This window comes from Nocardia ninae NBRC 108245 (assembly GCF_007990755.1).
Lineage (GTDB): Bacteria > Actinomycetota > Actinomycetes > Mycobacteriales > Mycobacteriaceae > Nocardia > Nocardia ninae.
On the sequence record NZ_BJXA01000121.1, the window covers coordinates 1 to 18,231 of the forward strand.

Annotated in this window: 22 protein-coding genes; 13 read left to right on the forward strand and 9 right to left on the reverse strand. The window is 65.2% G+C overall.

The features are described from left to right. The first annotated feature begins 1,261 nt into the window (after nt 1-1,261). Nucleotides 1,262-2,113: a ParB/RepB/Spo0J family partition protein gene (locus tag NN4_RS41930; RefSeq protein ID WP_107655598.1), complete on the forward strand. Its 852-nt coding sequence runs from the start codon at nt 1,262-1,264 to the stop codon at nt 2,111-2,113. A gap of 637 nt (nt 2,114-2,750) precedes the next feature. Here the strand turns inward: NN4_RS41930 and NN4_RS45535 are convergent. Then, nucleotides 2,751-2,894 carry a hypothetical protein gene (locus NN4_RS45535; RefSeq protein ID WP_186818888.1) on the reverse strand — a complete coding sequence of 48 codons (144 nt, stop codon included), beginning with the start codon at nt 2,892-2,894 and terminating at the stop codon, nt 2,751-2,753. 28 nt (nt 2,895-2,922) lie between these two features. Here NN4_RS45535 and NN4_RS45540 point away from each other — a divergent pair, with 28 nt between their 5' ends. From NN4_RS45540 to NN4_RS41955, 5 genes are all read left to right on the forward strand, one after another. Next, nucleotides 2,923-3,555, forward strand: a complete 633-nt coding sequence (locus tag NN4_RS45540) for a hypothetical protein (protein ID WP_186818889.1) — start codon at nt 2,923-2,925, stop codon at nt 3,553-3,555. 172 nt (nt 3,556-3,727) lie between these two features. Next, nucleotides 3,728-5,284, forward strand: a complete 1,557-nt coding sequence (locus NN4_RS41940; protein WP_147143306.1) for a M1 family metallopeptidase — start codon at nt 3,728-3,730, stop codon at nt 5,282-5,284. Continuing rightward, nucleotides 5,281-5,886: a lytic polysaccharide monooxygenase auxiliary activity family 9 protein gene (locus NN4_RS41945; protein WP_246181401.1), complete on the forward strand. Its 606-nt coding sequence runs from the start codon at nt 5,281-5,283 to the stop codon at nt 5,884-5,886. Before NN4_RS41940 ends, NN4_RS41945 begins: the two co-directional genes overlap by 4 nt. A 178-nt stretch (nt 5,887-6,064) precedes the next feature. After that, a complete protein-coding gene (locus NN4_RS41950) occupies nt 6,065-6,808 on the forward strand; it encodes a DUF1460 domain-containing protein (RefSeq protein WP_425574285.1) in 744 nt (247 codons plus the stop codon). A 167-nt stretch (nt 6,809-6,975) separates the two neighbouring features. Continuing rightward, nucleotides 6,976-7,296: a hypothetical protein gene (locus tag NN4_RS41955; RefSeq protein ID WP_147143313.1), complete on the forward strand. Its 321-nt coding sequence runs from the start codon at nt 6,976-6,978 to the stop codon at nt 7,294-7,296. A 65-nt stretch (nt 7,297-7,361) separates the two neighbouring features. Here the strand turns inward: NN4_RS41955 and NN4_RS41960 are convergent, their stop codons facing one another. The 5 genes from NN4_RS41960 to NN4_RS41980 all read right to left on the reverse strand — a co-directional run bounded on the left by NN4_RS41960 (nt 7,362) and on the right by NN4_RS41980 (nt 11,035). After that, nucleotides 7,362-8,687, reverse strand: a complete 1,326-nt coding sequence (locus tag NN4_RS41960) for an FAD-binding oxidoreductase (protein WP_246181403.1) — start codon at nt 8,685-8,687, stop codon at nt 7,362-7,364. An 80-nt stretch (nt 8,688-8,767) separates the two neighbouring features. Then, a complete protein-coding gene (locus tag NN4_RS41965; protein WP_147143316.1) occupies nt 8,768-9,154 on the reverse strand; it encodes a VOC family protein in 387 nt (128 codons plus the stop codon). 12 nt (nt 9,155-9,166) lie between these two features. Next, nucleotides 9,167-9,511, reverse strand: a complete 345-nt coding sequence (locus NN4_RS41970; RefSeq protein ID WP_147143319.1) for an ArsR/SmtB family transcription factor — start codon at nt 9,509-9,511, stop codon at nt 9,167-9,169. Continuing rightward, complete coding sequence (locus tag NN4_RS41975; RefSeq protein ID WP_147143322.1) at nt 9,498-9,932, reverse strand: SRPBCC domain-containing protein; 435 nt, start codon at nt 9,930-9,932, stop codon at nt 9,498-9,500. The genes NN4_RS41970 and NN4_RS41975 overlap by 14 nt, the downstream gene beginning before the upstream one ends. 284 nt (nt 9,933-10,216) lie before the next feature. Beyond that, nucleotides 10,217-11,035 carry an AraC family transcriptional regulator gene (locus NN4_RS41980; protein WP_147143325.1) on the reverse strand — a complete coding sequence of 273 codons (819 nt, stop codon included), beginning with the start codon at nt 11,033-11,035 and terminating at the stop codon, nt 10,217-10,219. Between the two features lie 50 nt (nt 11,036-11,085). Between NN4_RS41980 and NN4_RS41985 the strand changes: the two genes are divergently transcribed. The 7 genes from NN4_RS41985 (at nt 11,086) to NN4_RS42015 (ending at nt 15,827) form a co-directional block, all read left to right on the forward strand. Next, complete coding sequence (locus tag NN4_RS41985) at nt 11,086-11,505, forward strand: DUF2000 domain-containing protein (RefSeq protein ID WP_147143328.1); 420 nt, start codon at nt 11,086-11,088, stop codon at nt 11,503-11,505. Between the two features lie 149 nt (nt 11,506-11,654). Then, nucleotides 11,655-11,861 (forward strand): hypothetical protein, encoded by a 207-nt coding sequence (locus NN4_RS41990; protein ID WP_147143331.1) that lies wholly within the window; start codon nt 11,655-11,657, stop codon nt 11,859-11,861. A gap of 230 nt (nt 11,862-12,091) precedes the next feature. After that, entirely contained in the window at nt 12,092-12,505 is a 414-nt protein-coding gene (locus NN4_RS41995) for a hypothetical protein (protein ID WP_147143334.1), read from the forward strand. Between the two features lie 100 nt (nt 12,506-12,605). Then, nucleotides 12,606-13,112 (forward strand): O-acetyl-ADP-ribose deacetylase, encoded by a 507-nt coding sequence (locus NN4_RS42000; protein WP_147143336.1) that lies wholly within the window; start codon nt 12,606-12,608, stop codon nt 13,110-13,112. A 154-nt stretch (nt 13,113-13,266) separates the two neighbouring features. Continuing rightward, nucleotides 13,267-13,884, forward strand: coding sequence for a class I SAM-dependent methyltransferase (locus NN4_RS42005; protein ID WP_147143339.1), 618 nt, complete (start codon nt 13,267-13,269; stop codon nt 13,882-13,884). Between the two features lie 255 nt (nt 13,885-14,139). Beyond that, nucleotides 14,140-14,670, forward strand: a complete 531-nt coding sequence (locus tag NN4_RS42010; protein WP_147143342.1) for a hypothetical protein — start codon at nt 14,140-14,142, stop codon at nt 14,668-14,670. Between the two features lie 134 nt (nt 14,671-14,804). Then, nucleotides 14,805-15,827, forward strand: a complete 1,023-nt coding sequence (locus NN4_RS42015) for a serine/threonine protein phosphatase (RefSeq protein WP_147143345.1) — start codon at nt 14,805-14,807, stop codon at nt 15,825-15,827. A gap of 31 nt (nt 15,828-15,858) precedes the next feature. Here the strand turns inward: NN4_RS42015 and NN4_RS42020 are convergent, their stop codons facing one another. From NN4_RS42020 to NN4_RS42030, 3 genes are all read right to left on the reverse strand, one after another. After that, nucleotides 15,859-16,452 (reverse strand): DinB family protein, encoded by a 594-nt coding sequence (locus NN4_RS42020; RefSeq protein WP_147143348.1) that lies wholly within the window; start codon nt 16,450-16,452, stop codon nt 15,859-15,861. Between the two features lie 88 nt (nt 16,453-16,540). After that, the gene (locus NN4_RS42025) at nt 16,541-17,107 is read right to left on the reverse strand and encodes a hypothetical protein (protein ID WP_147143351.1); all 567 of its coding nucleotides are present in this window, start codon (nt 17,105-17,107) and stop codon (nt 16,541-16,543) included. 258 nt (nt 17,108-17,365) lie between these two features. Further along, nucleotides 17,366-17,566, reverse strand: a complete 201-nt coding sequence (locus NN4_RS42030; RefSeq protein WP_147143354.1) for a hypothetical protein — start codon at nt 17,564-17,566, stop codon at nt 17,366-17,368. Between the last annotated feature and the right edge of the window lie 665 nt (nt 17,567-18,231).

Consider the following 18,231-nt stretch of genomic DNA (forward strand, 5'->3'; position numbering starts at 1 on the left):
CGGTGGCGACCGCGGCCACGGCCAGGGTCAATCCGCCGCGCAGTCGAGTGAAGGCGGGACGCATGCGGCGCTGGGCGGATGCGTTGGGAGCGAGTGAATCCGGTTCGACGTTGAGCATGTCCTGACCATAGAAATCGGCGGTGCGGCACGGCATCACGCTGCAGCGTGATTTCCCGGTGGCACCGGGGAGCTAGGGGTGATTCCGCATCGCTCGGGGCGGCCGTCTCAGGGGGCGATCGGGGGTAGCCGCCCGCGAAAGCGCTTCGGTGGAAGGCCATCCGGCGACCGGCCCACCGCACCGTTGACGTGTCCGATCAGGCCAGCGCGCAGTGGTGTCACAAGGAGGCCGCCTGGGGGCCGCGCGGCCGGACGCCCGGAAACCGGCACGAAGTCGGCAACAGAACTTCTGCCACCGTCGCGCGGAACGCCTCCCCTATATCACCGAAACATGCACTGCTATATGGAATCTCGTACAGTGGACAGACCCGCGATTTTCGTCCGTCGCGCTGCTGGGAGGGGGGTCCGATGATAGGATGGATCGGACACGAGGGATGTTCGGGCAGATGAGTTCCTCGGGTGAAATCGTTCGGAAGAAGGCGGGACCCGCCTTGTTCTTCGTGTGCGAGAGGGGCCTTGAACACGAACTCCGCATTGGTGTGCCCGCGGCACGAGGTGTAGGTCGAGCGGCTATTCCTGGGATAGGGAATACCGCCGGTTCATTGTGTCCCGATTCGAATGGTTCGGCATTCTCCGTGTTGTCGGCGCGGCGGCCGGAGTGGTCATCGTGTTCAGAATTATTGTCGCCGCGACGCCCGGGGTGGTCATCGTGTGCAGAAAATCTGTTTCACCATATATGGTGGCGTACAAGGATGTCCGTTGTCGGCTTCTTCGCCGATGTAGAAGTCCAACTCTCGAGCGTATCCACGCCGACGCCCGTTCCGGGCTGGAACTGGTAGTTTCCGAAATGTTTCCGGAAGTCGGCGAACCGGGCCACGAGGTTAACACCATTCACAAATAACGCCGCGAATCACGCTGGCGATCCGCAGATTGCGAATGCAGGGGCGTTTCGACACCGTATCGTTGCTGGAACTCTGCCAATGTGAAATATTGCTGTCCGCGCTAGTTAGTCACCGCAGACACGGCACAGCGACGTGCCTTCCGCATCGATTCGTCCCGGCTTGTTGTGGCGGTTCGGATCGGTACTGGCGGCGGGGCGAAGTGTGCTACGGAATGATCTCGGCTTCGACGCAGGAGTACCGCCGTGAGTGAACACAGGTTGAACGTGGACGACGATGCGAGAGTCGGAGTTGCCGACGTAGTCATCGAGATTCCTATCGAGTCGATAGACATCAGTGGCGCACTGCGTGTGCGTGCTGAAGACTCTGCACATACCCAGGTGCTGGCAGCGACGGAGGCGGAACTGCCGCCGATCCTGGTCCACCGAGAAACCATGCGGCTGATCGACGGTGTGCACCGTCTGAAAGCCGCGAAACTGAAGGGGGCCAACGTCATCCGGGCACAGTTCTTCGACGGCACCGAGGAAGAGGCGTTCGTGCTCGCGGTCCAGGCCAACATCGCGCACGGCCTGCCGCTGTCGATCCTCGATCGCAAGGCCGCCTCCCTGCGCATCATGCGGATGTACCCGCTGTGGTCGGACCGCAAGGTCGCCGAGGTGGCGGGGCTGGACCACAAGACGGTCGGTGCGGTGCGCAGGCAGTCGTCTGGGGATGTTCCCCAGACGAGGCATCGATTAGGCCGCGACGGCCGGATGCGCCGAGTGCGCCGACCGGACGTCGAACACCAGCGCCGGAAAAAGTCCTGCGACGGCACCGAGGGTGCGCCGATGACACCCGATCCGGCACCGCCGGAGCGGGTTTGCCCCTCCTCGGTATTGCAGAGCCTGCGCCGCGATCCGTCGCTGCGGCTCACCGAGACGGGTCGGACGGTATTGCGCTGGCTGGACGCCAGTCCGCGCACGCCGACGCAGTCGCTCGATCTCGCGGATCGGATCCCGGAACACTGCCTGAATCTCGTGCTCGATATGGCTCGGCAGAACGCGGCCAACTGGCAGGACTTCGCCACCCGAATCGGCGATCGGCTGCAGGCGAAATGATGGTGCATTTTACCTCGGGATACGGTGCGTGACTTGCGAATCGACAATTATCCGCAGGTCACGCACCGGCGATCCTTCGGCGCCGCGATACCGCTCGCCGTGCCGGTGCGGTCGGCATCGAACGCTATTCGGTATGCGGCGCCGGTGCTCACCCGTGCCGGGTCGAACGCGGCGCCGAAGGTCCAGCGGACGACGCCGTCGCGCAGTGGTGTCCGCGTGGCATCAACCGCGCTCGGTGACACGGTATTTCGGCGCACATGCGCCGAAAGTGGCGTTGTCCGAGCGCAAGTGCGGTACACCGCGCCGAATAGTGCTTTCGGGGAACTTAATCAACTCGTGATACGAACTCCCCAGTAACTCCCCAGTCGAATCTATCGCCCGCGGTGTGGTTCTACTTGAATATGAAATACCCACATCGAAGGGCGGCTCGCGTCAGTGCTACCGCGGTGTTCGTTTTAGCGGCAACGGTTTTCACAACCAGCTCCGGTGCCTTCGCCCAGCCATCGTCAACCACGCCGACGACCACTCCTTCGACGTCGGCCCCCACGACTCCGCCGTCGCCGTCCGGCCCGACCACGACGATCGAGCCCACCACGACGACGACAGAACCGACGACGACGATCGAGCCGACGACGACCTATTCGTCCACGACCACCGATCCGACGACGACCACCACCACTACCGCGCCGACGTCGACCACCAGCCCGTCGACCACCATCGCGCCGTCGACCACCAGCCCCTCGACGACCACCAGCCCCTCGACGACAACGGCCCCAGGCATTTTCGATCTCCCCACCATCCCGAAGAACGTGTTCACCGATCCCGATGGAATCGCCATGCAGGTGATCTTCAAGAACCCGCTGCCGAAGCCGGCGGGCGTGCCGTCCGAGGCGCAAGCGATCGCCCAGGCCCAGGCACCGAGCGTGCAACGGGTCTTCGGCGCCGAATCGATCGGCAACCTGGTCGTGGACAAGGCGTCCCAGATCGGCCGGGGTGCCACCGTCGAGCTGCGGCAGGAAATCGACGCGGTGCCGGTCTACGGCGCGAAGGTGGCGCAGTCACTGGCCGCCGACGGCTCGCTCGTCTCGGCGAGTGGCGCGCTGTCACAGCAGACGCAGGGCAAGTATCCGACCGGCGCCACCACACCGCCCGCGACGGTGGCGGACATCGCGGTGCGCGCGCTGGCTCAGGAGACCAAGCAGCCGCGCGGCAAGTTCACCGTCTTCGCGACGGCCGCCATGTGGTACGACCCGAAGCTGGCCGCCAAGGACGGTGCCCCCAGCGTGGCGGTGCCCGCGTACAAGGTCGCGCTCAAACGGGCTGGCACGCAGGGCGATCAGTCCGCGCAGTGGGTCCTGTTCATCGACGCCAACAACACCGGCCGCGTGCTGGACAGCTGGCACGAAACCGGGTCGAAGCCCGAGGGCAGACCCCGTCGCTGAACGGTGCCGCGCAGCAGCTCGTCACCTTCCGAGGGTTGGGCGCCCAGTAGGTCGCGGTGCGCCGGCAATACCTGCGGATTGCCGAGTCGGCATTTCCCGCAGTCGATTACAGATCCGATCGAGCATCGCCATGGCCGAGGTCCGCCGGATCGCCTAGAAAAGGTTGGCTCCCATGAGAATTCACCAGTGGCGAGAAACGCACGTGCCGGTCCCGGCTGCGCTGAGATCGCGTCCGGTCGCCGTGTCGGCCTTGGCCCTCGCATTGAGCCTCACCGCGGGCGTCGCCGCGGTGGCCGCTCCGCCGCCGGATACGCCGAACGGGTCGGCCGCGAGCGCGGCCGACCCGACTCCGGGCTCCGACGGTCTCGGCGATCCGTACTACCCGAAGGACGGCAACGGCGGCTACGACGCGACCCACTACGACGTCGCCATCGACTACAACCCGCCGACCCACAACCTCAAAGGCAAGGCGACCATCACGGCGAAGGCGACCCAGAACCTGTCCCGGTTCAACCTCGACTATGCCGGTCCCGCAGTCGGATCCGTCGCCGTCAACGGTCAGCCCGCCCGCTTCCAGAAGTCCGGCGAGCACGAGCTCGTGGTGACCCCGGCGGCGGCACTGCCGCTGGGGCAGCCGTTCACCGTCGTCGTCGACTACGGGGGGACCGTGCCGGATACCAAGGGCAACGGCTGGACGTACTCGCCGTCCGGCGGCGCCTTCGCGGCGGGTGAACCGCATTCGGCGACAACGTGGTACCCGCTCAACGACACACCGCTGGACAAGGTGACCTTCACCGTCCGGGCGACCGTGCCCACCGGTTGGGATGTGGCGTCGAACGGGGTCCGCGCGTCCGATGTCCCCGCGGGCACCGGCAAGCACACCGTCACTTGGGAGGCCAAGGACCCGATCATCGGGTATCTGACCACCATCGCGATCGACAAGTTCACGCGCTTGACGCAGCAGGCCGGGAATACGCCGTTGGAGAGCTTCTTCGCGCCGGGTGGCGCTCAGCAGAAGCGGGAGCTGGAAAAGAAGCTGCCCGGCGTGATCGCCTTCGCCGAACAGCTGTACGGCCCGTATCCGCTCGAATCCGGCGGCGGCATCTACGTGGACACCAATCTGCAGTTCTCGCTGGAGACGCAGACCCGGCCGATCTACGCGCCGTGGACGGACCTGAACACAGTGATCCACGAGAACGCCCATCAGTGGTGGGGCGATTCGGTGTCGATCAAGGACTGGCGCGACATCTGCTTGAACGAGTGCTTCGCCAGCTACACCGCCGACATCCTCTACCCGGAGCGGGTGCAGGGCCGCAACGCCGACCAGCTCTACCGGCGGGCGCTCGCGAGCGCCGACCAGCAGGGCATCTGGTCGACACCGCTCTACGATCCCGGCAAGGGCAAGGAGTTCACCACCGTGTACTCCCGCGGCCCACTGTTCCTGCACGCATTGCGCCGCAACATCGGCGACGACGTATTCCTCACCGCCGTCCGCGATTTCGCGCAGAAGCACAAGAACGGCAACGCGTCGATTCCGGAGTTCCGTCAGTTCATCCAATCCCGCACCACCAAGAAGCTGGATGGATTCTTCGATGCTTGGCTCAACGGAAGGAAGCGGCCCGCCAGTGAATACCTCTACCCCGGCAGCCTCAACAACCAGAACATGCAGGGTGGCCCGGAGGAGCGGGATATCGAGCCGTGGCCGTTCGGGCGCGGGGACCGGAAATGACGGCAGCCTCGCTGACCCGGGCGCTGCAGCAGCGCATGCTGTCTGTCGTCGCTGCGGCCACTATCGCACCGTTCATCGTGGCCGCCCTGCACGCGGCACCGGCTGACGCGTACGGCTACCTCTCCGCGCCGGCCAGCCGTCAGGTGCAGTGTGCGCAAAGTCTGTTGCCGTGTGGCCCCGTCAAATACGAGCCGCAGAATGTGCAGGGGCCACCGGGGCAACGCAGTTGCAGCGGCGGTGACGGGCGCTGGGCGGATCTGGACGACGACAGCAAGCCGTGGCAGGTGCACCACACCAGCAGCACGGTGACGTTCACCTGGACGCTCACCGCCTTGCACCGGACCCACAATTACGAGTACTGGATCGGCGATACGCGGGTCGCGGTGATCGACGGCAAGAACCAGCCGCCGAGCGGGCGAACCGTCACCCACACGGTGCACCTCGGCGCCTTCACCGGGCCGCAGAAGTTACTCGGCATCTGGAACGTCGCGGACACGCCCAGCGCGTTCTACTCGTGCGTGGATCTGCACATCGGTTCCGGCACCGTGACGCCGGTCGGTATCAAGGGCGTCAGCAAGAAGCGGGCGCAGATAGTGGCCTGACGATCGCGTCGGTGGACCGTCGCAGGGGCTGCGACGGTCCACTCTCATGCGCTGGCGCACCCGGCAGAGCGACCGCCGGGTTACCGTGGGGGCTGTGTCGACGGATGTTGGAGGCTTTGTGCGGACCATCGCTCGCGTGTTGCTCGTCCTGCTGGTGCTCGTGGGTGGCACGGCATCGATGGTGCCCGCGGCGGTCGGTGCGCCCGCGGTGCACATCGACGACGTCACCGCGGGAAAGATCGACGCGTTGCTGGCGTCGCGCGCGGGTGCCGCGCAGAGCAAAGGCGAGCTCGTCGAGTTGCTGTCGCGCCAGTTCCTCGGCACGCCGTACGGCGCCGATATGCTCGTCGGCTCGGCGACCCAGCCCGAGCAACTCGTCATCGACTTCCGCCGCGTGGACTGCTTCACCTATCTCGACTACGTCGAAGCGCTGAGCAGGTCCACCGACCGGGATCAGTTCATCGCGAATCTGGTCGACACCCGCTATGCCGAGGGGCGCATCGACTTCCGGCAGCGCAAGCATTTCTTCAGCGACTGGGTGAGCACGCCGCAGATCGCGGCCACCGACGTCACCGGTGCGCTGAGTACCGCTGCGGTCACCGTCGCCAAGCACCTCAACGCCAAGGCCGACGGCGGGAACTATCTGCCAGGGTTGCCGGTGGTCGATCGGGCCGTGACCTACCTGCCCAGTGCGGCGGTGGACGACAACGTCATCGGTGGTCTGCGCACCGGCGACTACCTCGGCGCCTACACCGACCAGGCGGGGCTGGACGTCACGCATGTCGGGATCTTCGTGCAAACCGCCGACGGTCCGGTCTTCCGGAACGCGTCCTCGCTCGCGGCGAACAACAAGGTGGTCGACTCGCCCCTGGCCGAATATCTGCGGTCGGTTCCGGGGATCGTCGTGTACCGCGCTCAGTAGCGCTGTTGCTGTTACCGGGTGCCGGGCGGGCGTGACGGCGCCTGCCCTTCGACGGTGGCGATCCGCCACTGCCCTCGGGTAGCGTGAGCGACCTCCGGTCGGGGGCTGGAGCCACGGCAATATCCGTGCGTCACAGACACTCTCGTGTCGCAACTCTCGAGGTACACATGCTGAAGACAGTGGTCGCCACCGCAATGGCGGCGGTCGGAATCACGATGGGGGCCGGGGCCGCCAACGCATTCACTCCGCAAGACGAACTGAAGTTCTTCCTGATGGACCATCAGGATTGGTCACCCGACTTCAAGCAGGACGATGTGGATTCGTCGCGTGTGATCTGCGGAATTCTGGATCACCGGGTACCCGGTGACAAAGCAAGGCTCATTGCCATCGATCGCCGCTATCCCTCGATCGGGGTGGGACATCTGGGTGTGACCGACACCGAAGTCAGCGTCCTCATCTACTGCCCGCAACACCTGCTGTCCTCCTAGCGCGGACGTGCCATCCAACGGCCCGAGATATTCTCGGGCCGTTGGTCTTTCGCCAGTACCTGTGCTCAGCCGTGGACGGGGTAGTTGGCTCGGATGACACCGGCCGGGTCGCGGTCCTGCTTGATCTGCCGCAGCCGCGCCAGCGTCTCTGGATCGAACGCCGCTGAGGCCGACTCGCCGGGGGCCAGGAAGGTGTACGGCTTGGCTCCGGTGATGTGGGTGCCGAGCGCGCCGAGGATATCGGTGAACCTGGTCCGGATGTCGTCGAGAAGATGCGGCAGTCCGAGTCCGAGCATATAGAGCGCGTAGGGCTCAGTGATGGGGCCGCGCGCGCCGCCGTCGGGCCGGGTTTCCGCCAATGCGCCACCGAGACCACGGATTTGGATGTTGAGCAGGGGCGCTACCGGGGCATCGATGAGCGTCTTGACCACCGCGTCGCCGAGGTCGGTGAGCAGTTCGCCGCGGGAGAGGGACGGGCTGGGATCGGTGGGTTCGGCGGTGATCTGGCCGATCTGGGCCGGTGTCAGGACGCCTCGGGTGTCGGCGAGTATGCCGTCGATCGCGTCGAGGCGCGCGGTGAGTGCCCGGCCCTCTGCGGCATCGCCGAGGTAGGCGAAGTCGATGGCAACGGTGGGTGCGGCGCCGGGAATCTGGTAGCGCTGCAACCACACCGACAGTTCCCGGGGTGCGTCGGTGGTGAGTTCGGTGAACAGGTCGAAGGCCTCGCGGGTGCGGTCGGCCGACCACATCACCCGGCCGCCGTACAGCTGCGGCAGCGGGAACAGGTCGAACTCGATCTCGGTGACGATCGCGAAATCGCCACCGCCACCGCGCAATGCCCAGAACAGCTCCGGGTCCGAATCGGCGGTGACGCGCTGCTGACGGCCGGTGGCGTCGACGATGTGCAACGCGCGCACGGCGTCCGCCGCCCAGCCGTATTTGCGTGCGAACCAGCCGAATCCGCCGCCGAGGGTGTATCCGGTGACGCCGACCACGGGATTGCTACCGGCAAGCCCGGTGAGGCCGTGCGCGGCGGCCGCGGCCTGCACCGCACCCCACTGCACGCCGGTGCCGACCCGCGCCACTCGCTGTCCGGCGTCGATCTCGAGGTGGTTCAGGGCGCCGGTCCGCACCAGAATCGACTCGTCGATATCCCCGGTCGCGCCGTGCCCGGTGGGTTGGGTCACCACCCGCCGGCCCGAAACGCCGGCGTATTGCAGCACTTTCGCGACGTCCTGCGCGTCGGCGACCTCGACCACCGCGGCCACCGACTGCGCCACCGCCACGTTCCACGGCCGGGCCGCCGCCTCGAACGCCGAATCCTCCGGTAGCACGACGCTTCCGCGGGTTACGGCGCGCAATTCCTCGATACCCATGATTGCTGTCCTCATTCGCTCTTGTTGCCTCGTCATTGCTACCTGGATGACGACGTAGGGCGAGCAAGTGTGACACAGCGGATGAAGCGCCCCGCTCAACCGTGGTCGGGGAGGCGGACGATATGCGGGATGCCGACAGGGTTGCTGATCCAGTGGGCTTTCATGGTCGAGGGGAGTGGTTCCAGCTCGTCCTGCACGGGGACTCCGTGGGCCGCGAGGTGCTCGGTTGCGCGGTCGACGTCGTCGGTGAACAGTTCCAGCCAGAGGTCGGCCCGGGCATAGTTGTCGACGCGGTCGAGCCACAGTGTGACGGGCCCGAACTGGATAGCGGCGCTCTGGATGACGCCCTCGGCGACGGCTTCGCCGCTGTTGTCGGTGACTTCCATGCCGAGTGTGTCGCGGTAGAAAGCGACGGTCCGGTCGAACTGTGCTCTGGGAAGTTTCATGGCGATGTTGCGTCCGCCGCGGAAGGTGGGGGTCATTGTTCGGTGCTCCTAGGTCTGATCGAGGTGGTTGCGGAGCGCGTTCAGGCGTCCGTCCCAGCTGTGGGCGAGTGCGGCGAGAAAGGACTGAGCCACGGTCATCGGCTGGGTTTGCAGGTGGTAGTGGATCCGGCGTCGCTCGCCCGGTTGGGCGTGGACGAGTCCGGCCTCGGTCAGCAGGGTGAGGTGTTTGGCGATCGCCTGTCGCGAGATCGGCAGCCGGTCTGCCAGGTCGGTTGCCGTGGCCGGACCGTGCGCGGCGAGTTCGGCGAGGATGCCGCGGCGCGTCGGGTCGGCCAGCGCGGTGAAGACCGCCTGCGCTATCAGCTCGGCGTCGGGATGGTCAGGCCGCGGCATCGAGATACTCGGCGAGTTCGGCCAGTTCCATCGCCCAGCCCTTGACGTTGCCTTCGTAGGCCTCGGTCAGGTCGGCGGGGAGCTGCGCGAAGCCGGTTTCCACCACCGTGAGCCGGGTGCCGGTGGGCGTCGGTTGCAGGGTGAATTCCACCTGTGTGCGGCGTGGATCGCTGGGCGGTAGCCCTTCGATCGGCCAGGTGAATACGAACCTGCTGTGCGGATCGACGAGCTGGATCTGCAGTGTGTACGGACCGTCCTCGCGCCACCACACCCGCACTGTGCCGCCGGGGCGCAGGTCATCGATTTCGGCGCGGGAACCGAACCAGCTTCCGAGACCTTCGGCGGTGGTCAGGGCATGCCACACCTTCTCGGGCGGGTGGGGTAATTCGAGATCGCGCTCGATGCGATCGGGTACGGGCAACGGAGCCTCCAAGTATGGCAACCAACTGGTTGCAATAGATTATCGCAACCAATTGGTTGCGACAAGGGGGGCCCGACCTTGTGGTGACTGAGTCGATCCATCTCCAGCATCTTCGAGTGGACTCAGCAGTAGAGCCCAAGGGCAGATACGCGCCCCGGACGCACGCTGGTCGGCTGCGTCCTGCCTAGCGGGATATCCTGGATCGCAGCGGATCTCGTTCACTCGCCGTGCCCGGCGGTGAGCTGCGGGTGTTCGGAGGACGCCCGCAGCGCGCAACTGTTGGTTCAGTCGAGCGTCGAGCTGTCTGCGCTGCGTGCGTACTGTCCTGGCGTCGTGCCCAGAATGCGTTTGAAGTGCCGGATCAGGTGCGGCTGATCGTGAAAACCGGTGGCGGCGGCCACATCTCGGGCGGGCATGCCGCTCAGCAGCAGTGGACGGGCGCAATCGACCCGGCGCGAGATCAGGTACTGGTGCGGTGGCATCCCGAACTCGCGGCTGAACGCCCGGATGAGGTGGGTGGGGTCGGCGTGCAGTACGGCCGCCGCCTCGGTGAGCGAAAGGCCTTCTGTGGTACGGGAATCGAGCAGTTCCCGCAGCCGGTGAGCCAACCCTGGATCTCGGCGTCGAGACGACGGATCGGTGCCGCGAAGCAGATCGCCGAGACGGTCGTTTACGAGCGTGAGGCGGCTGGCCGCCTCCAACTCGTCGCCGGGATGCGTGAGTGTCGCGTGCAACTGGCGGATGCGGCGGTGCAGCAGCGGGTCGGCGAAGGTGGGAGTGTCTACGGCACAACCGATCATCGCCTCGGACAGCTGGGGATTGTCGAGATACAGCACACGCTTGCGAAAACCCTGAGCGGTGGCGGCCTGGCCGTTGTGCGGAACGTGCGGCGGAAGCAGCGAGACCACCGGGCCGAGGACGCCGTGCTCGTGCCGGTCGAGGTTGTAGCGGATCATCCCGTCGTCGACAATCAGCAGCGTCCAGAAATCGTGGGCGTGCATCGGGTAGACGTGCCCGACGAAACGGGCATGAAAGACCTCGACGATGCCGGGTACCCGCGGCTGCCAGGCCTTGATCTGCTCGACCGAGCTGCCGGCAACCATGCCAGGATCGTACAAGCCTCGGCGGGCCCGACGGCGGAAGAGTCATCGGCATGGAGAACATGCGATTCGACACCAAGATCGGGGTACTGCTGCGCGAGGACCTACAGACCTGGCAGCGGCTCAACGTGACGGCATTTCTGGTCAGTGGCCTGGGCACGGCGCAACCGGAGGTGATCGGGGAACCGTACGAGGATGCGGACGCAACGCTCTACCTGCCGATGTTCCGCCAGCCCGTACTCGTCTTCGAGGGCACCAAGGAGGTGCTGCGCGGCGCGCACAGCAAGGCATTGGCGCGCGGCCTGCGCACGGCGGTGTTCACCTCCGACCTGTTCGCCACCGGGAACGACCGGGACAATCGCGCTGCCGTGCGCGCGGTCGGCACCGATCACCTCGACCTCGTCGGAATCGCCGTGTACGGACCGCGCAACGTGGTCGACAAAACGCTCAAAGGTTCGCGAATGCATCCGTGAATCGGGGGAGTTGGCTGAAGCGCGACGTGGCGGTGGCAGTGGACTGCCATGTACGACAAGAACTTTGGCAGTCTGCGATAGGGATGTTTGCGCTAGCGTTGCGGGTGGAGTTAACGAACACATGGGAGGGCATCACTGTGCTACGCAAAATGATCTTCACCTCTGCTGCCGCCGCAGCCGGCTTGGCTTTGCTCGCGGGCCCGGCCGAAGCCAGGCCGGACTGGGCTAACTACTGGCACAAGTACCCCACGGCGGAGCAGTGCGAAGAACAGCGGCGCCTCAGCGAGAACAACGGATCCCGCGTGAGCGATCGCTGCGAACCTGACGGCGGCGGCAGTTACCAGTACTGGACGTAGCATCCGGGCCGATCGCCATAGTTGATCGACTCCCGTGCCGACGTGGGCCTGTCACGTTGGCACGGGAGTTTGCCGTGAGTGGTCTCGGTTCCTCTGCGCCCGGCAGGTGGGTTCGCGCAGTCGCTTCCTGGTCGGAAAGGGCAATTGCGGGAATTGGTCCGGACGGGAGCAGGCCGAATTACGATCGAGGTCAATTCTCTCGTGGCATTGGATGGTCAGGAGGTCGGCCGATGTTCGGTACGAGGTGCGCGCTGGTCGCGATCGCGGGAGCCGCGACGACGATGCTGTGCTCGGCGTCGGTGAGTGCCGGTCCCGAGGACGAGTTCATCACGTTGAATCCCGTGCTCACGGCGTCGCTCGACGGTTTGCAGGCCACCGGCACCTATCGGTGTGAAGCCGGTATCGGCTATCTCGACGTCTCCGCACAGATGGATACCAACGGCAGCGGCACGATCCAGCTGACCAGCTCTCCGCCGGGAGTGATCCTGCAATGCACCGATCGGGTCGAAACCTGGTCCGTTGTGCTGAAGCCGTCCAACGGTATGCCGGTGCTCGTGCCTTACACGGAGGGCACCGGTACTGCGCAGCTGAACAGGAAGTATTGGAAGGTCGATTCGGGGCCGGTGGACCTGCACGTCGGGTAACCCGAGCGCCCGACTCGATCCGGCTGCGGCGAGCATCGAGACTGCGCGTCTATATCCGTGCTGATTTTGTCGCCTCGCTGAGACTGGCGACAATGGCGCCATGGTCGAACTTGTGCTGGTCCGCGGTGACATCACCGAGCAGGATGTGGATGCTGTGGTGAACGCAGCCAATTCGTCACTGCTCGGCGGCGGGGGTGTCGACGGCGCCATTCACCGCAAGGGTGGTCCGGCGATCCTGTCCGCGTGCCGTGATCTGCGGGCGTCGCATTACGGGAAGGGGCTGGCGACCGGGAAGGCGGTCGCGACGACCGGCGGGAATCTGCCCGCACGATGGGTGATTCACACGGTCGGGCCGGTGTGGTCGGCGCAGGACGACCGATCGGAGCTGCTGGTCTCCTGCTACCGCGAATCACTGCGGGTGGCAGACGAGTTGGGTGCGCGGACAGTAGCGTTCCCGGCCATCTCGACTGGGATCTACGGCTGGCCGATCGATGACGGGGCCCGCATCGCGATCGAGACTGTGCGCGCCGCCGAGACTGAGGTGCGGGAGGCGCGGTTCGTACTGTTCAGCCAGGAGGCATACGACTCCTTCGCTGCTGCAGTGTGATTCCGGCGCGGTCGATCTCCAGCAGATCCACAGCTCCGTGACCTGGATTTCCTGTCGGTGCACGCAATTCGGTATGGACGGACTTCCACACCTGCGGACGGTCGGCATGCTCGAAGTGCCGCGCCGGAACCAGGGCGCATCGTAACGTCGGGACATGCTGTCGAATCCAGGCAAACCTGAAACCGATGTCTCCGTGCAGCGTTGGCAGGACATACCCGGTTGGTTCACGTGGCGAGATGCGCAGGAAGAAGCGGTCGCGCATTTTCCCGGGGGCGGTACTTTCGTCGAAGTCGGTAACTATCTCGGTCGCAGTTTGTGCTCCCTGGCTGAAATTGTGGCCGACAGCGGCAAGTCGTTCACCGTCGTGGGAGTCGACACTTGCCGCGGCAGTGGACCCGAGGGAGTGCGCGGCATCAACGCGCATGGCACCGCGGTGTCCGCCGGTGGCGGTACCTTCGCCGGACTGCTCCATCGCAACGTCATCGCGTGCGGATTCGCCGACCAGGTGCTGATCGTGGTCGGCGACTCCGAGTCCACCGCCGCCCTGTTCGCCGATGCCTCACTCGCGTGGGTTCACATTGATGCCCGGCACGACTACGACAGTGTGGTGGCAGACATCACCGCCTGGCGGCCGAAGGTGATGCCTGGCGGCTGGCTTTCCGGCGACGACTACCTTCCGTCGGCCTGGCCGGGTGTCGTCGCCGCGGTAGATGAACTGCTTCCGCAAGCGCAGCCGTGGTCGACCATTCAATGGCGATGGGTGAACGATTGACTCTGCCGGCCAACCGTTCGTGAGATCAACTGCCGGCCACCGGTGTGGATTGCGGTTGAACCGGACGAAGTAGGTTTATGTTTGTCGTACGTGAGTCCTTGTGTCGGCCCTAGTTGCCGGTCCGGATCGAGTTCACGGTGTTTCTCGCGGGCTGTACTCCATTGGTGACTATCGCGAAAGAGGCGTTCGATGGGTCGGTTGCGGTGTGGTCGTACAGCCTTGGCTCTCGATGCCAGGGCGCAGACGGCGCGGCGGATGGCTTCCATTGCCGCCGTGGTTGCCCTCGGCATCGGAATCAACGCCGCCGAACCTGGACACAGCCACGCCGACCTTCCGCAACTTCCACTTCCCGACCTCATCTGCCAGGCAGGCACTCAGGCAGAGTTCGGAGTGGTGGACAACGCCGTCACCGGCATCTACATGGGTGCCTATCGCAACTGCACATCCCCCAACGGCCAATACCCCCAATATGTCTCGTGGATCATCACCGTCGACCCGATCAATGTCAACGGATGCCCGCAAACCCGTTTCTTCGGTTCCGGAACGATGACCTGGGTCAACCGCCACACGATGAATACCGAGCCGGGCACAGTCGACTTCGACGTCGACCTCTCCAGCCTCTCGACGATAAAAATCGCACTCAAAGTGACCAGCGGACCCCTGGCAGGGAAAACCATTTCCGCGCTGGTCGTCCCCTCATCAACCGATCTCCTCCTCCCATGCCCCAACGGAGGTTTCGGAATCAGACGCATGAATTTCGACGGCCAGGGAGTGTTCCGGTCCTGAACCCGAAGCCGATCCGCAATTGAATTGTCTTGCATCACTGCGTATTCGCACCCCGGGTTCGGTTGGATCCCATCGTGATCACTCGGTCGCCTCACACAAGCGGTCGACCGACCGATCGATGGCAGGATCAGGCGATGACAGCTGCCAGGAGCGACCGCCACCAGAGACTGTCGGCCTTTCTGGCTTCCCGCAGTGACATCGAGCTCGCCGAGTTCATGGACACGGGCCGGTCCAACAGTGTGGGAGTCGGCGGGGGCTCGGCAGTCATCGAGGTCGACGCCGTACAGCTGTTCGTCAAGCGCATCCCGCTGACCGATCGAGAGCTCGCTCATTCGGGCTCGACCGCAAACCTGTTCGACCTGCCGATGTTCTGCCAGTACGGCATCGGCGGACCGAGCTTCAATGCATGGCGTGAGCTGGCCGCGAACACCATCGTCACCGAGGGCGTGCTGGCCGGCCGGACACAATCGTTCCCGATGCTCTATCACTGGCGCGTGCTGCCCGGCCGGTCGCCGATCGCGGCCGAACACGCCGACATCGACGCTGTGGTTGCTACCCAGGGCGGCCATCCAGCCGTGGGCGCGCGGCTCGAGGCGCTGGCCGCTGCATCGTGGAGCCTCGTGCTGTTCTGCGAATACATCCCGCACACCATGCCGGACTTGTTGCGCGACAACCCGGTCGGAAAGGCCACGGCAGTCGCACGGCAGCTTTCAACGATCGTGACGTTCCTCGGCGATCGGAAGTTGCTGCACATGGATGGGCACTTCGGCAACATGCGCAGCGACGGGGAGCTGATCTACCTCAGCGACTTCGGACTCGCTACCTCGCCACATTTCGACCTGTCGACCGCCGAGCGCGACTTCGCCCAACGCCACACCACCCATGACGCCGACTACGCCGCCATGCGTCTGGTCAACTGGCTGGTGACCGATGTGTGCGGAATCCCGACTCCGCCCGGCGGCGGCCCGGCCGCCCGCAACGAGTACGTACTTCAATGCGCCGCTGGATACATCCCCGACGACGTGCCGCCGGCTGTGGCCCCGATCCTGACCCGGTACGCGCCTGCCGCCGCGAGGATGAACGCCTTCTACTGGAGATTGTTCGGCGGCGATTTCTACGCGGAATACCCTGCTGAGCCCGGCAACTCGGGTCGATGAGCGTGCGTTCGCGAGCTCGCCGGGGCATCGGTCAGCGGCGCTCGGCGGCTTGTTGTGCTGTTTTCTCCAGCTCGGCTCGATACTGCTGCCACCAGGTCGAGTCCCTGGCGGCCATGTTGTCGTTGCCATTGAGCATGCCTGCGGCGCCATCGATCAATTCGCGGAGGATGTCGGCATGCCCTGCGTGCCGGTGGGTTTCGGTGGTCACGTGCACCAGGATTTGATGCAGGGTGACGGTTCGGTGATCCTCGTTCCACCACGGGACCGAGCCTTCGGCGGTGAGGTCGAGGGTGTCGATCGTGGCGTCGGCGTGCGCCCAGACTCGACGGTAGAACTCGATGATGTCCTCGCGCGACTGTTCGGCGGTGGTCCACATGTCGGCCGTGGGATCGTTCTCGAAGTCGTATTCGGCCAGGGGTTCGTGATAGGGACGGGCGAAAGTGTCTCCGAAGTAGCCGAACTCGATGCCGGCGAGATGTTTCACCAAGCCGAGCAGGTTGGTGCCGGTGGGAGTCATCGGACGACGCACGTCATACTCGGACAGGCCGTCGAGCTTCCACAACATGGCTTCGCGGGCGGAACGCAGATAGCGGTGCAGATCCGCTTTGGGGCCGGAGACAGTCATGCCGAGCACCCTGCCATGCCACTCACCCGCCCTCCACCGGTTTCGTTCCCCGCCAGCAGCATTCACGCCCACCTCGGCAGCCGCGAGCTCAACCGGGGAGCGCGGCCGAAACAAACCCCATCACAATCGATGTCGCCGACAGTGCACCGGTCCCGAATGCCGCCGCGAGCGCAAACCCGATCAGCGCATCCTCTTCGGTCGGCTGTGGCGGTTCGACGGTATGCCCCAGCACCTTGATCTCGGTCGGCGTCTCCCACTCCACATCGATCGATCCGTCGGACCGTAAGGTGAACTCGCAGAACGACTTCTCGATCTCTCCCGGCCGACCGTCGATGAATCTGCACGTGTCAATCGATTTCGGTCCAAGACTCATCACCCGGTCATCTATTTCGGCGACCACCCGATAGCTGCGCTTGAACACGCGCCCGCTCCCCGGAAGCACCTTCATCGCACGGTCGTTCACCCGCGCCACGAGACAGCTTGCATCCCGGGTCCCGATCGGCACGCTTCGGCGCGTCCGCGCACCGACACGTTCGATGGTCACCATCGGCGAGTCCGCTGTCCTGAACCGCGCCGAGCAACGGTCATCGGCTTTCGTGACAACGACATCCCCGAAAACGATGCTGTCGGAGATTGTTTGCACAACGTCAGGCACTGGTCATCGACTCCTCGAATGCGGTCGGTACATGCCACCACGACACCCCCGTCACATTTATAGCGGGTTTCCACCGCTCAGCGCGGATCTCTTGCCGATGCGGAGAGTCAAGGCGTCGGTGACGATCCAGGTTCGCGTACTCGGAGCTGAGCGTCGGAACGGTCATGCGCAGCGACTTTCTGGCCGGACTGGCACAGGAACTCTCGGGGGAGACGCGTAATGCGGCTACCGGCAACGCGATTGGAACCCGGCGCGTGGCTACTTTGGTTGCGTACGTGCGTGGCGGGCGCCGTGGAAGGCCGTGAATGCGGCTAGGGCGGCTAGGGCTGCGCCGGCGGTCGGGTGGTTCGGTATGGCGCCTGGGGCTTGGCGTGCCAAGTAGGCGACGGCTAGGCCGAGGGCGATCAGGGTGAGCAGGGCGGTTTCGAGGATTGTCACGTATCGAGGTGGTGTGGGCATCCAGGTTCTCCTGGCGGTCGGCGGGGTACCTGGGTGATGGGTAGATGTAGCTGTTGAATAGCTGATAGTTGGAAGGTAGCAAGGATCCGGGAATCTGACAAGATAGATTACCGGATTGACGCGAGTGGTGGAGGCGGTCGCTCAGCGCGTGCGTTCTCGCATATCGCCCGTTCAGCCGGGTATAAGCGACGGGGACACGGTGGCGGGAGTGCGAGTGAAAGTGCCGTCGTGTCCCTTTGGGGTCGGCGTTCTCGGCGCGCCGAGGCGAGGGAAGGCGGCTCAGGGCGCCGATGACCGTAGGTCAGCAGCCACGTGGCCCCGGGTTACGCCGGTTTGACGGGGATCCCGTAGCGGGCCGATCAGGGCGTGAGTCAGGGCTGGGGTGTGGGCGGTCGGAGGGTGGTGCTCGGCGCCACGGGAGCTGGAGCGGGTGGCTTCTGGCTGGCAGGGGGTTGCTTGGTGGATGGCGTGGCGGGTGGGGCCGGCTGCGGTTTGGTGGTCGCAGGCGGGGCTGGTTGTTTGGAGACGGGGGTTACTGGGACCGTCGTGGTTGGTTGAGGTTTGGGCGCGGGCGGGGCGGCTGGTTGTGGTGGAGGTGCCGGTGTGGCTGGTTGTGGAGTAGCTGGTTGCGAAGGAGCGGGGGCGGCGGGTTGTTGCGGCGGGGG